We start from the raw sequence: 12,931 nt of genomic DNA, 5'->3' as shown, positions 1-12,931 counted from the left end.
GTCTGGCCGGTCTGAAAGGAAATGCATCATGGATATCATCTTCAAGTTTCTGGCGGTCGTTGCCATTGCGGCGGTCACGATCGTTCTTCTCATCGGACTGCGCAACATGATGAAGGGAGGCGATGCCAACTTCTCCAACAAGATGATGCAACTGCGCATCTTCCTGCAGTTGATCGCCATCATCCTCATCGTCGGCGCACTCTATTTCCATCGTGCGGCAGGCTAGGTTTCACAAATGGTCAAGCTCAACAAGATCTACACGCGCACGGGCGACGACGGCAGCACGGGTCTTGGCAGCGGCGAGCGGCGCTTGAAGCATGACCTTCGCGTGGAAGCCTACGGTACCGTCGACGAAGCGAATTCCTGCATCGGGCTTGCACGCATCCACACGGGCACCTTCCCGGAGCTTGATGCAATGCTCGCACGCATCCAAAACGATCTGTTCGATCTCGGCGCCGACCTTTCAACGCCCGATACCGGCGAGACACTTGCCTACGAGCCGCTACGCATCATCGACAGTCAGGTCCAGCGCGTCGAGGCAGATATAGACGCGCTCAACGCCAACCTTGCACCCCTGCGCTCCTTTGTGCTTCCCGGCGGATCGCCAGCATCGGCGGCACTTCACCTGGCGCGCACCGTCGCAAGGCGCGCCGAGCGTCACATGGTAGGGCTGTCGCAGAAACCGGACGAAACCGTGACACCGGCGGCGCTCAAATACATCAACCGCGTTTCCGACTTTCTCTTCGTCGCCGCACGGGTCGTCAATGACAATGGCGCGAAGGACGTGCTATGGGTCCCCGGGCATAATCGCTGAGTGCAGAGGGGATAGAGGCGCCGATGTTCATTCCACTGCATGACGCCAACAGCCTCAAATATATTAAGGTCCAATATGTCACGCTGACCCTGATTGGCATCAATGTCCTGGTTTTCGCGGTGATGAGCGTTGCCGGCGACGTATCGCAGGCCGCCGCGATCGGCCTAGGTTACATTCCCGCCGTCATCCACCATCTGGTCAACCTCCCGGCGAATTACGATTTCGTGCCGCCGGATGCGACCTACATCACATATGCCTTCCTGCACGCCGATATCTTCCACCTCGGTGGCAACATGCTATTCCTCTGGGTGTTCGGCGACAATGTCGAGGACGCCCTTGGACATGTGAAGTTCCTGATCTTCTATCTCCTTTGTGCGGCGGCGGGTGCGTTTCTGCACGGCGTCATTCTGCCTGCTTCGGAAATGCCGCTCATCGGCGCGTCGGGGGCAATCGCCGGCATTGTTGCGGCCTATCTGCTGCTCCACCCGCGTGTTCGCGTATGGGTACTGGCCTTCGGGCGAATCCCGTTGCGCATCCCCGCTATCTACCCGCTCGCGCTGTGGGTGGCGACGCAATTTCTCATGTTGGGGTTCGGCGGCGCTGAACAGGTTTCCTGGCCGGCCCATGTCGGTGGCATCATTGCGGGTGCGCTTCTGATCATCATCATGAAGCGCCGCGGCGTGCCGCTTTTCGACAGGGCGATTGTCTCTCCAAAGGCAGTCATAACCGAAAAGGCGCCCGAGCAGGCAACCTCAAATGTGCCGCCGGTCCGGTGGGGGCGTTAGCACCCGAGACATGAGATTTATTCAATCGTTTGAACTTAAAAATCGCCCGCCGCACCGATTGACCTTTACTTCCCTCATATTTACGGTCCGGCGCAATTCCGGCACCTGACGTGTCGTTTTTTTCACCTCAATGTCGGCATCCGGCAAGCGGGTACTATATTGAGGCAGTTAAATCTGCCTTTCTTTTTTGAAGAGGGAGTCCCCATGAAAGTCCTCGTACCGGTAAAGCGGGTAGTCGATTACAACGTGAAGATCAGGGTGAAGGGCGACGGTTCGGGTGTTGAGCTTGCCAACGTCAAGATGTCGATGAACCCGTTCGACGAAATCGCGGTCGAGGAAGCGTTGCGGCTGAAGGAAGCCGGCAAGGTCGAGGAAATCGTCGTTGTGTCCATCGGCCCGGCGCAGGCGCAGGAGACGATCCGTACCGCGCTCGCCATGGGCGCCGATCGCGGCATCCTCGTCAAGGTCGACGACATTGTCGAGCCGCTTGCCGTTGCCAAGATCCTGAAGGGTGTCGTCGAGGCCGAACAGCCCAAGCTAGTCATCCTCGGCAAGCAGGCCATCGATGATGATGCCAACCAGACCGGCCAGATGCTTTCCGCGCTGCTCGGCTGGAGCCAGGGAACCTTCGCCTCCAAGCTTGAACTCGGCAGCGACGACGCCAAGGTGACCCGCGAAGTCGATGGCGGCCTGCAGACCATCGAGATCAAGCTGCCGGCGATCGTGACCACGGACCTGCGCCTGAACCAGCCGCGCTATGCCTCGCTCCCGAACATCATGAAGGCGAAGAAGAAGCCGCTCGACGAGAAATCGGCCGCCGATTACGGCGTCGACACCAAGCCCCGCCTCAAGGTCATCAAGACCGAGGAACCGGGCGGCCGCAAGGCCGGCGTCAAGGTCAAGGACGTCGCTGAACTCGTCTCCAGGCTGAAGAACGAAGCCGGCGTTCTCTAAGATTTAGGAAAGGAACATAAAATGGCTATTCTTCTGTTTGCCGAACACGACAACGAGACCCTTTCCGACCAGACCGCCAAGGCGTTGACGGCCGCCCTCGCCATCGGCCCCGAAGTGCATGTGCTTGTCGCCGGCAAAGGCGCCAAGGGCGTTGCGGAGCAGGCCTCCAAGCTTGGCGGCGTCAAGAAGGTTCTCCTCGCCGAAAGCGACGATCTTGCCAACCGCCTTGCCGAGGCAAGCGCCGCGCTCATCGTTTCGCTTGCCGGCAACTACGACACGATCATTGCCGCTGCCACCACCAACGGCAAGAACATCCTGCCGCGCGTTGCAGCGCTCCTTGATGTCATGCAGGTCTCGGACATCATCGAAGTGGTTTCCGCCGACACCTTCAAGCGTCCGATCTATGCCGGCAACGCCATCCAGACCGTGCAGGCCACCGATGCCACGAAGGTCATCACCGTGCGCACCGCGACGTTCGCCGCCGCCGGCGAAGGTGGTTCGGCATCGGTCGAAAGCGTCAATACCGCTGCCGATCCCGGCCTGTCGAAATTCATCGAAGCCAAGCTTTCGGGCGGCGATCGTCCGGAACTGACCTCGGCGAAGATCATCATCTCGGGTGGCCGTGCGCTCGGCTCCAACGAGAAGTTCAAGGAAGTGATCCTGCCTGTTGCCGACAAGCTCGGCGCAGCGGTGGGTGCGTCGCGCGCGGCCGTCGATGCCGGCTACGCCCCCAACGACTGGCAGGTCGGCCAGACGGGCAAGGTCGTGGCTCCTGATCTCTACATCGCGGTTGGCATTTCCGGTGCGATCCAGCACCTTGCCGGCATGAAGGATTCGAAGGTCATCGTCGCCATCAACAAGGACGAAGAAGCACCTATCTTCCAGGTGGCGGATTACGGCCTCGTCGGCGACCTCTTCACCATCCTGCCGGAACTCGAAAAAGCGCTTTGAGATCCTTCAAAATTTGAAATGAAATTATCTGGCCGGGGTAGACGATACTACCCCGGCCATTTAGTTTGTATGGTACATATAACAATCGGATGGAAACATGGCTGGCACGATCAAGACTGTAGGCATTATTGGCGCAGGGCAAATGGGTTCGGGCATTGCCCAGGTTTGCGCAGTCGCCGGTTACAATGTTTTGATCCATGACCAGTCTGCCGAACAGATCGAGAAGGGCATCGCCACGGTCAACGGCAACATGGCTCGCTCGGTTTCCCATGGCAAACTCGAGGAATCCGCCCGCGTCAAGGCCCTGTCGCATATCCGTCCTGCCCTGAGCATGGAGGATCTGGCCGGCGTCGATCTCGCCATCGAGGCGGCGACCGAAGACGAAACCGTCAAGCGCAAGATTTTTGCCCAGCTTTGCCCGAATCTGAATCCGGAGGCGATTCTCGCCACTAATACGTCGTCGATTTCGATCACGCGCCTTGCCGCCACCACCGACCGGCCCGAGCGCTTCATTGGCATTCATTTCATGAATCCGGTGCCGGTGATGAAGCTCGTCGAACTCATTCGTGGCATCGCCACCGAAAATGTGACCTTCGAGACCGCGCGGGAGTTCGTCGCCAGCCTCGACAAGACGATTACTGTCGCTGAGGATTTTCCCGCCTTCATCGTCAATCGCATTCTGCTGCCGATGATCAACGAGGCGATCTATGTGCTTTATGAGGGCGTCGGTTCGGTAGAGGCGATCGACACGGCGATGAAGCTCGGCGCCAATCATCCAATGGGGCCGCTGCAGCTTGCCGATTTCATCGGTCTCGATACCTGCCTGTCGATCATGCAAGTCCTCTATGACGGCCTCGCAGATTCGAAGTACCGCCCCTGCCCCCTCCTCGTCAAATATGTCGAAGCCGGCTGGCTCGGGCGCAAGGCGGGGCGCGGCTTTTACGACTATCGCGGCGAACACCCGGTGCCGACACGCTGATCCTCCCCTAGCCGCCTGCCGCAAAAGTATATTTCGATCAAACCCTTGCATTGGTCTCCGCCTCTTCCCAACTGAGGCAGAATTGCAGCACCGGGCCCCTCTGGCGGGAGTTACCGGCTCTCCCGTGATGTCGGAGCTGTAATCTGGAACCGATGCCGGCGGATCTTTTTCAACATGGAGCTTCTATTTACCGACGCCATGGGCCAGCCCCTGTGGATGTGGCTTGGCTTTCTCACCCTCGTTCTCGTTCTTCTCGTCCTTGATCTGGGCGTTCTCAACCGTAAAAATCACGACATAGGCATGAGCCAGAGCCTTTTGCTCTCGGCTTTTTATATCAGTCTCGGCCTCGCCTTCGGCGGGTTCATCTGGTGGGAACTCGGCCCCGAGGCCGGAATGCAATATCTCACCGGCTTCGTCGTCGAAAAAAGTCTGGCGATGGACAATATTTTCGTCATAGCGATGATCTTCGGCTATTTCGCCATCCCAAAGCAGTATCAGCACCGCGTCCTCGTTTACGGCATCCTTGGCGTCGTCGTCCTGCGCGGCATCATGATCGCCGCTGGCGCTGCCATCGTCCAGGAATACCACTGGGTGCTTTATCTCTTCGCGGCCTTCCTTGTCTTTACCGGCATCAAGATGCTCGTTTCCGGTGACGAGGCGTATGACGTCTCGGCCAACCCGGTCTTCAAGTTCATGAGCAAGCGCTTCCGCGTCACGCCGGAACTGTACGGCGAGAAGTTCATCGTGCGCCGCACAGATCCACTGACAATGAAACGCCAGACCTGGATTACGCCGCTGCTTCTGGCGCTCGTCATGGTCGAACTTGCCGACGTGATCTTCGCGGTCGACTCGATCCCGGCGATTTTCGCCATCACCACCGACCCCTACCTTGTCTTCACGTCGAACATCTTCGCAATTCTTGGCCTGCGAGCGCTTTATTTCGCGCTGGCGAGCCTCATCCACCGTTTCGTTTACCTGAAATACGCGCTCTCGCTCGTCCTCGTTTTCATCGGCGGAAAGATTTTCGTTGCCGACGCATTGGGGCTGGCAAAGATACCGCCGATGTGGTCACTGTCGATCACGCTTGGCATACTGCTCGCGGGTATCCTCGGTTCGCTTTGGAGCACCCGGCACGAGCATAAGGCCGGATTGTCACATGATGGAAAACCCTCCCCTGCCGCAGCTGCCGCTGACACGTCGGGGAAAGTCTGAACCATCGAGCAGGAGGACGCGATGAACGCTGACGGAACACCGTCCGACTGGGACCCGACCGGGTCTGCTGACGAACGGCGCCTCTCTAGCGTTCTTGTCCATCTTGGCGACAGACAGGCGGACAGGATATCGCTCGATGATATCCTGTCCGCACTTTCGGAGCGCAGCTTTGGCGCGCTCCTGATCTTGTTTTCGGCGCTCAACCTGGTGCCGCTCCCCCCCGGGACATCGACAATATTCGGCATTCCCCTCGTGCTGCTCTCGATCCAGATGCTGATCGGTTTCGAGAACCCGTGGTTCCCCGCCTTCATCCGCCGCAAATCCATGCGTATCGAAACTTACCGCGCCTTCATCGGCCGGATACAGCCCATTCTGCTGCGGTTCGAAAAGCTGGCTCGACCGCGCTACTGGCTGGTGCCGCAGATCATTGTCGAGCGCGTCGTCAGCATTGTCGCGCTGGCAATGTCACTGATCGTGATTTTGCCGTTTCCCCTGATCAACCAGATGCCTGCACTGAGTATCGTTCTGCTTTCGATCGGGCTTGGCGAACAGGACGGATTGTGGCTCGGCACCGGGCTGCTCGTTGCGGCGCTCGCTGCCGGCATTGCCATCGGCCTTGGCGCCTCCGTGGGCCTTGCCGCCTTGCATATTTTCGGCTGAACCATGACCGAGACCAACAAGATCACGATCTATGTCGATGCCGACGCCTGTCCGGTCAAGGCGGAGATATACCGTGTGGCCGAACGCCATGGCGTCAAGGTCTATGTCGTGTCGAATTCCTTCATGGCGATCCCGCGCGATCCGATGATCGAGCGCGTCATTGTCAGCGACGGGTTCGATGCGGCCGACGACTGGATCGCGGAGCGCGTCCACCGGGGCGATATTGTTGTCACCGCGGATATTCCGCTCGCCAGCCGCTGCGTCAAGGCCGGCGCCGACGCGATTTCGCCGACGGGGCGGGCTTTCACCGAGGCCTCGATCGGCAACACGTTGGCGACCCGCAACCTCATGGAGGAATTGCGCCAGGCGGGACAGATCACCGGCGGCCCGCGGCCCTTCTCGCCGAAGGACCGCTCGGCTTTTCTTTCAGCGCTCGACCTTGCCATCGTGCGTCTGAAGCGGGCGGGGTTCGTTTAGCCAACGAATCCGCGCCGCAACAGCGCCTCTAGCGCAGCAGCATCACCGCCGCCGGCCCTTCTGGGTACAGTCCTTTCGAAAGCCCGTGTGCGACCAATGTGCTCCGTGCGCCTTTCCCTAATGCTTTACCGTCAACGCAAAAAACTTGATCATCGCAGGATTTCCCGAGATGGCCGAGGCGGATTGTCCGCGCGCCGAGCCGCCCGCCATTGACGAAATGCGCGATAAGTTCTACGAGGACGCAACAAAGCTATATGCGTGCCGCTCGTGCTCCCATTGACGCCGAGCCCAGACACCAGCCAAACCCATACTTGAAAGTTCATGAATGACCATCTTCGATTCTATCGCCCCGGCGTTGTCCGGTGCATTGGCAGCCCGTGGCTATGAGACGCTGACCCCGGTCCAGACCGCCGTGCTCGCCCCCGAGGCGGAAGGTGCAGACCTTCTCGTCTCCGCCCAGACAGGCTCCGGCAAGACCGTTGCCTTCGGCATCGCCATCGCACCGACGCTGCTCGATGGCGCTGAGCGCTTCGAATCCATCGGCGCGCCCTATGCGCTGGTCATAGCACCGACGCGCGAGCTTGCGTTGCAGGTGCGGCGCGAGCTCGAATGGCTCTACGAGCAGACCGGCGCGCGCATTGCTTCCTGCGTCGGCGGCATGGACATGACCAAGGAACGCCGCGCCCTGCAGGGCGGCGCTCATATCGTCGTTGGCACCCCCGGCCGTCTGCGCGATCACATTACCCGCGGCTCGCTCGACATGGCGGACCTGCGCGCCGTCGTTCTCGACGAAGCCGACGAGATGCTCGATCTCGGCTTTCGCGAAGATCTCGAATTCATCCTCGGTGAGGCGCCGGAAGACCGCCGGACATTGATGTTCTCGGCGACGGTGCCGAAGCCCATCGCCCAGTTGGCCAAGCAGTTCCAGAACAATGCGCTGCGCATTTCCGCCACGAGCGAAAAGGAACAGCACAGCGACATCGAATACCACATCATGCCGGTGGCGCCGCGCGAGCGCGAAAATGCCATCATAAACGCATTGCTCTACTACGATGCGCAGAACACGATCATCTTCGGTTCGACCCGCGAAGCGGTCAAGCACCTGACGAGCCGTCTTTCCAATCGCGGCTTCAATGTTGTGTCGCTTTCCGGCGAACTCAGCCAGGCCGAGCGTACCAACGCCTTGCAGGCGATGCGCGACGGTCGCGCCCGCGTTTGCGTTGCGACCGACGTCGCCGCCCGCGGTATCGACCTGCCCAATCTCGACCTGGTCATCCACGCCGACCTTCCCAATAATTCCGAGACCTTGCTCCACCGCAGCGGCCGCACGGGACGCGCCGGACGCAAGGGCGTCTGCGTGCTGATCGTGCCGCCATCACGCCGCCGTACCGCGGAACGCCTGCTGCAGGGTGCCAAGCTCGCGACGTCCATGGTCCCGCCGCCGGATGCGGCAGCCATCAACAAGCGCAATCGCGAACGTATCCTCAACGATCCGTCATTGACCGAAACCGTCGCTGAGGACGAGACGGATTTCGTGCGGGAACTCCTTGAAAAGCATTCGTCAGAGCAGATTGCGGCCGCATATCTGCGCCAGCAGATGGCCGCCCGCCCTGCTCCCGAGGAACTGTCTTCGACGCCGTCGCATGTGCTCGAACCAATGCGCAAAGGGGGCCGTTTCGACGAGCGTCCGGAGCGGGGTGAACGCGCTGACCGCGGAACGCGCTCGGCGCGCAATACGGAGTTCGAAAGTGGCGCATGGTTTTCCGTCAGCGTCGGTCGCAAGCAGCGCGCCGAACCGCGCTGGCTGCTGCCGTTGATCTGCAAGGCTGGCGATATCACCAAGACCGATGTGGGATCGATCAAGATTCTCGACACCGAAACGCGTTTCGAGATCACTGCAAGCAAGGCTGATGATTTCCTCGCCCGCATCAAGCAGTACGGCAGCGGCGAAAAGGGTGTGAACATTACCCGCAGCGAAGGCCCTGGCTCTGCTGGTGCGCGCCGCAGCGATGGGGGCGAATACAAGGGCAAGAAGAGCTTCAGCGAAAAGCGCGATTGGGATGACAAGCCGCGCACTCGCGACGACAAGCCGAAAGGTGATTGGTCAGCCAAGCCGGCCAAGGCGAAGCCCGAAGGCTGGACGGCCGAAAAGCCGAAAAAGCAGCCGAAGGAGCGCAAGCCCGGCGAGTTGCATGGCTTTGACAAGTACAAGGCAAAAAAGGCACGCAAAGCCGCCGCCGGCGGGGGCGAATAATAAGCGATACGCCGGGGCTGCTTTGTTCGTCGGCCCAAGGATCGCGGTAGCGATCAGGGAAGCATTAGCCCTGACTTAGAGAGCCTTTGCCGCGTCGATAAAGCGGGAGGCGTCTTCGCCGGACCATTCGGCGGGGCCGTTCATGGCGGCAATCTGGCAGCCTTCCTTGTCGACAAGCATTGTGACGGGAAGGCCGAAGGCGAGGTTCTTGCGCTTCAGATCGTTGAAGACGCCCATCGACGGATCGCGATAGAGCTCCAGCGATTTGACGCCGATTTCATTCAGGAACGTCCTCGGCTTCGTTTCGTCGCCAGTATCGATATTGATCGTCACGACCTTGAAGTCGTCGCCGCCTTTCTTCGCCTGTAGCGCGTCGAGCGCCGGCATTTCCTCGCGGCAGGGCAGGCACCAGGTGGCCCAAAGATTGACCAGCAGCGTCTTGCCCTTGAAATCCTCGAGCCGTACCGGCTTCCCGTCGGGGCCGGTGAAGCTGAGCGACGTCATGGATTGCGGCGTATCGGCGCCGCGCATCGCCGCCACGGCACCGGTTGCCGACTTGTCGATCGTCTTTGCATTGGCGGTTTTCAGCGCACATTGATCGCCTGTGTTTGTCGCGGTGGCAATATTGCCAGAGGGCCGCTCCATCACGTATACCGCAACCGCACCGGCAAGGATGCCAGCGAGCGCGGCAAGGGAAATGATCCTCCTGCTGCCGCTCCGTTGGGTTTTGCCTGTCTCGTCGCTGCCTGCCATTTTCTACTCTTTTCGCTACTCACCAAGGCGCATCATGTCCGACAAGAAGAACAGCAATGAAATGTGGGGCGGCCGTTTTGCCTCCGGTCCCGCCGCGATCATGGAAGAGATCAACGCTTCCATCGGTTTCGACCAGAAACTCTACGCCCAGGACATTCAAGGTTCACTTGCCCATGCTGGCATGCTTGCGAAAACCGGCATAATCGCGGCAGAGGATTACGACAAGATCGCGGGCGGCCTGAACACGATTTTGTCAGAGATCGAGAGCGGAAAGTTCAATTTCTCACGCAAACTTGAAGACATTCACATGAATGTCGAGTCGAGGCTGGCCGAACTCATCGGTGCAGCGGCGGGCCGCCTGCACACGGCGCGTTCGCGCAATGATCAGGTCGCGGTCGATTTTCGCCTGTGGGTAAAGGCGGAATTCGAAAAGGTCGCGGTCGCCTTGAAGAAGCTTATCGAGGCGTTCCTTCGCCGCGCCAAAGAACATACGGCAACACTGATGCCGGGCTTCACCCATCTTCAAACCGCCCAGCCCGTCACCTTCGGCCATCATTGCATGGCCTATGTCGAAATGTTCGGGCGCGACCTCAGCCGCGTCAAGGATGCTATCGCCCGAATGGACGAATCGCCGCTCGGCGCCGCGGCCCTTGCCGGGACCGGCTTTCCCATCGACCGTCACATGACCGCGAAGGCGCTCGGCTTTCGCGAACCGACCAGGAACTCGCTCGACAGCGTATCCGATCGCGACTACGCGCTCGAATTTCTCTCGGTGGCCGCAATTGCCGCGACGCATCTATCACGCCTCGCCGAGGAGATCGTGATCTGGTCGACGCCGCAGTTCGGTTTCGTGCGGCTGTCGGATTCCTTCTCGACCGGCTCATCGATCATGCCGCAGAAGAAGAACCCCGATGCCGCCGAACTGGTGCGGGCCAAGACCGGCCGCATCACCGGTTCTTTGGTCGGTCTCCTGACCGTCATGAAGGGTCTGCCGCTCACCTATTCAAAGGACATGCAGGAGGACAAGGAGGCAGTGTTTGACGCTGCAGAAACCCTCGAGCTTGCCATTGCGGCGATGACCGGCATGGTCGGCGACATGACGATCAATGTGGCGGCGATGAAGAAGGCCGCGGGCTCGGGCTATTCCACCGCGACGGACCTCGCGGATTGGCTGGTGCGCGAGCTCGGACTGCCGTTTCGCGAGGCGCATCACGTCACCGGACGCGCTGTCGCCCTCGCCGAGCAGAAGAAATCCGATCTCGGTAAATTGTCGCTCGCCGAGCTTCAGGGCATTAACCCGGGGATTACCGAGGCTGTGTTCGGCTTTCTGACCGTCGACAAATCCGTGCGCAGCCGCAAATCCTATGGCGGAACAGCCCCGGAACAGGTTCGCAAGCAGATCAAGTTCTGGCAAAAGCGAATTGCAAAACTCTAGGTAGCGGGTGACCCTTCCCTAAGTCGCCATCATGCACTAGACAAGGACAACGCCCTTCCGGACGACAGGATCAAGACCTATGGCAATCCGTTCCATTCTGACGACAATTCTGGTCACACTGGCGATTGCGAGCGCCGTTTCGGCTTGCGGCCGCAAGGGTCCGCTCGAATTGCCGCCAGCCTCCGTGACCTCCGCGCCGGGCGAGCCGAAGACGGCCGCTCCTCCCGCCCAGGACAAGCGTTTCATACTCGACCCATTGATCTAGGCCATTGCCGTGAACCATTTCGAATACAAGGACGGCGTTCTACACGCCGAAGGCGTCAGCATCCCCGATATCGCGCGGGTCGTGGGCACGCCGTTCTATTGCTATTCGACCGCAACGATCGAACGGCATTTCAAGGTCTTTTCCTCCGCTTTTGCCGAAATGGATGCGCTCGTCTGTTACGCGCTTAAGGCCAATTCCAACCAGGCCGTGCTGAAAACGTTGGCAAAGCTGGGTTCAGGCGCCGATGTCGTCTCGGAAGGCGAACTGCGCCGTGCACTGGCCGCCGGCATTCCCGCCGGCAAGATCGTCTTTTCCGGCGTCGGCAAGAAGCCCGGCGAGATGGACTATGCCCTCGCTGCCGGCATCCATTGCTTCAACGTCGAATCCGAGCCTGAACTCGAACTCCTTTCGAGCAGGGCCGTGGTCGCGGGCAAGGTTGCACCGGTATCACTCCGCATCAACCCCGATGTCGATGCCAAGACTCACAAGAAGATCTCGACGGGCAAATCGGAAAACAAGTTCGGCATTCCGCTTGCAAGGGCAAGTGAGGTCTACGCCCGGGCCGCAAAACTTCCGGGACTTAAGGTCATTGGCGTCGACATGCATATCGGCAGCCAGATCACCGATCTCGAACCCTTTGACAATGCCTTCCGTCTCCTCGCCGAGCTGGTCGCCCAGCTCAAGGCCGATGGTCATGACATCCAGCATGTCGATCTCGGCGGTGGCCTCGGCATCCCCTATCATTTCGACAACAACCCGCCGCCACTGCCGGATGCCTATGCCGAGATCGTTGCGAGGCACATCAAGCCGCTCGGCCTGAAGACGATCTTCGAGCCCGGGCGGCTCATCGCCGGCAATGCCGGTATCCTCGTCAGCGAGGTAATCTTCCTCAAGGAAGGCGACGCGCGCAACTTCGTCATCGTCGATGCGGCAATGAACGATCTGATCCGCCCGACCTTGTACGATGCTTTCCATATCATCCGGCCTGTCAGGGAGGCTTCGGCTTCGCAGCCGCGTATCCGCGCCGATATTGTCGGGCCAGTTTGCGAGACAGGCGATTACCTCGGGCTCGACCGCGACCTGCCGCGGCCGGCGCCAGGCGATCTCATCGCCATCGGTACGGCCGGTGCCTACGGAGCCGTGCAGGCCGGCACCTACAACACGCGCCTGCTCGTGCCGGAAGTCCTTGTCAGTGGCGATCAATTCCATGTTGTCCGCCGACGCACGAGCTATGAGGAACTGATCGGGCTTGATTCGATCCCTGAATGGTTGTGAGTTTCTTACAGACCTAAACACAAAACTATGATCGGTTTTTTCGGCCAAGGCCTCGCCTTTGCCATGATGGATGTTATTGTTCTTTAGGGCCATCATCGTCGATGTTGCCGAGATGGA

At 59.9% G+C, this 12,931-nt stretch carries 14 protein-coding genes; 13 read left to right on the top strand and 1 reads right to left on the bottom strand.

Annotated features, from left to right (window positions below; genetic code table 11):
* Positions 1–28 precede the first annotated feature (28 nt).
* The 10 genes from BM074_RS09410 to BM074_RS09365 all read left to right on the top strand — a co-directional run bounded on the left by BM074_RS09410 (position 29) and on the right by BM074_RS09365 (position 9,086).
* Entirely contained in the window at positions 29–226 is a 198-nt protein-coding gene (locus tag BM074_RS09410; protein WP_027231357.1) for a twin transmembrane helix small protein, read from the top strand.
* Positions 227–235: 9 nt separating this feature from the next.
* Positions 236–814 carry a cob(I)yrinic acid a,c-diamide adenosyltransferase gene (locus BM074_RS09405; RefSeq protein WP_091921285.1) on the top strand — a complete coding sequence of 193 codons (579 nt, stop codon included), beginning with the start codon at positions 236–238 and terminating at the stop codon, positions 812–814.
* Between the two features lie 23 nt (positions 815–837).
* Positions 838–1,599 (top strand): rhomboid family intramembrane serine protease, encoded by a 762-nt coding sequence (locus BM074_RS09400; RefSeq protein ID WP_091921283.1) that lies wholly within the window; start codon positions 838–840, stop codon positions 1,597–1,599.
* A gap of 204 nt (positions 1,600–1,803) precedes the next feature.
* The gene (locus BM074_RS09395) at positions 1,804–2,553 is read left to right on the top strand and encodes an electron transfer flavoprotein subunit beta/FixA family protein (RefSeq protein WP_091921275.1); all 750 of its coding nucleotides are present in this window, start codon (positions 1,804–1,806) and stop codon (positions 2,551–2,553) included.
* A gap of 21 nt (positions 2,554–2,574) precedes the next feature.
* A complete protein-coding gene (locus tag BM074_RS09390) occupies positions 2,575–3,504 on the top strand; it encodes an electron transfer flavoprotein subunit alpha/FixB family protein (protein ID WP_091921273.1) in 930 nt (309 codons plus the stop codon).
* Positions 3,505–3,601: 97 nt separating this feature from the next.
* Positions 3,602–4,483 (top strand): 3-hydroxybutyryl-CoA dehydrogenase, encoded by an 882-nt coding sequence (locus BM074_RS09385; protein WP_027231353.1) that lies wholly within the window; start codon positions 3,602–3,604, stop codon positions 4,481–4,483.
* A gap of 174 nt (positions 4,484–4,657) precedes the next feature.
* Complete coding sequence (locus tag BM074_RS09380; RefSeq protein ID WP_091921271.1) at positions 4,658–5,695, top strand: TerC family protein; 1,038 nt, start codon at positions 4,658–4,660, stop codon at positions 5,693–5,695.
* A gap of 21 nt (positions 5,696–5,716) precedes the next feature.
* Positions 5,717–6,355 (top strand): exopolysaccharide biosynthesis protein, encoded by a 639-nt coding sequence (locus tag BM074_RS09375; RefSeq protein WP_091921269.1) that lies wholly within the window; start codon positions 5,717–5,719, stop codon positions 6,353–6,355.
* A gap of 3 nt (positions 6,356–6,358) precedes the next feature.
* On the top strand, positions 6,359–6,832 hold the full coding sequence (locus BM074_RS09370) for a YaiI/YqxD family protein (RefSeq protein ID WP_091921267.1): 474 nt from the start codon (positions 6,359–6,361) through the stop codon (positions 6,830–6,832).
* Between the two features lie 325 nt (positions 6,833–7,157).
* Positions 7,158–9,086: a DEAD/DEAH box helicase gene (locus BM074_RS09365; protein WP_091921265.1), complete on the top strand. Its 1,929-nt coding sequence runs from the start codon at positions 7,158–7,160 to the stop codon at positions 9,084–9,086.
* A gap of 75 nt (positions 9,087–9,161) precedes the next feature.
* Here the strand turns inward: BM074_RS09365 and BM074_RS09360 are convergent, their stop codons facing one another.
* Complete coding sequence (locus BM074_RS09360; protein ID WP_091921264.1) at positions 9,162–9,839, bottom strand: thiol:disulfide interchange protein TlpA; 678 nt, start codon at positions 9,837–9,839, stop codon at positions 9,162–9,164.
* 34 nt (positions 9,840–9,873) lie between these two features.
* Here BM074_RS09360 and argH point away from each other — a divergent pair, with 34 nt between their 5' ends.
* From argH to lysA, 3 genes are all read left to right on the top strand, one after another.
* The gene (gene argH / locus BM074_RS09355; protein ID WP_091921262.1) at positions 9,874–11,274 is read left to right on the top strand and encodes an argininosuccinate lyase; all 1,401 of its coding nucleotides are present in this window, start codon (positions 9,874–9,876) and stop codon (positions 11,272–11,274) included.
* A gap of 79 nt (positions 11,275–11,353) precedes the next feature.
* Positions 11,354–11,539, top strand: coding sequence for an LPS translocon maturation chaperone LptM (locus BM074_RS09350; RefSeq protein ID WP_091921260.1), 186 nt, complete (start codon positions 11,354–11,356; stop codon positions 11,537–11,539).
* Between the two features lie 9 nt (positions 11,540–11,548).
* Entirely contained in the window at positions 11,549–12,814 is a 1,266-nt protein-coding gene (gene lysA / locus BM074_RS09345) for a diaminopimelate decarboxylase (protein ID WP_091921258.1), read from the top strand.
* The last annotated feature ends 117 nt before the right edge of the window (positions 12,815–12,931 follow it).

Origin of the sequence: Phyllobacterium sp. CL33Tsu (genome assembly GCF_900113985.1) — a bacterium.
Classification (GTDB): Bacteria; Pseudomonadota; Alphaproteobacteria; order Rhizobiales; family Rhizobiaceae; genus Phyllobacterium; species Phyllobacterium pellucidum.
Note: the sequence above shows the minus strand (reverse complement) of the source record. Positions and strands in the feature narration are given on the sequence as shown.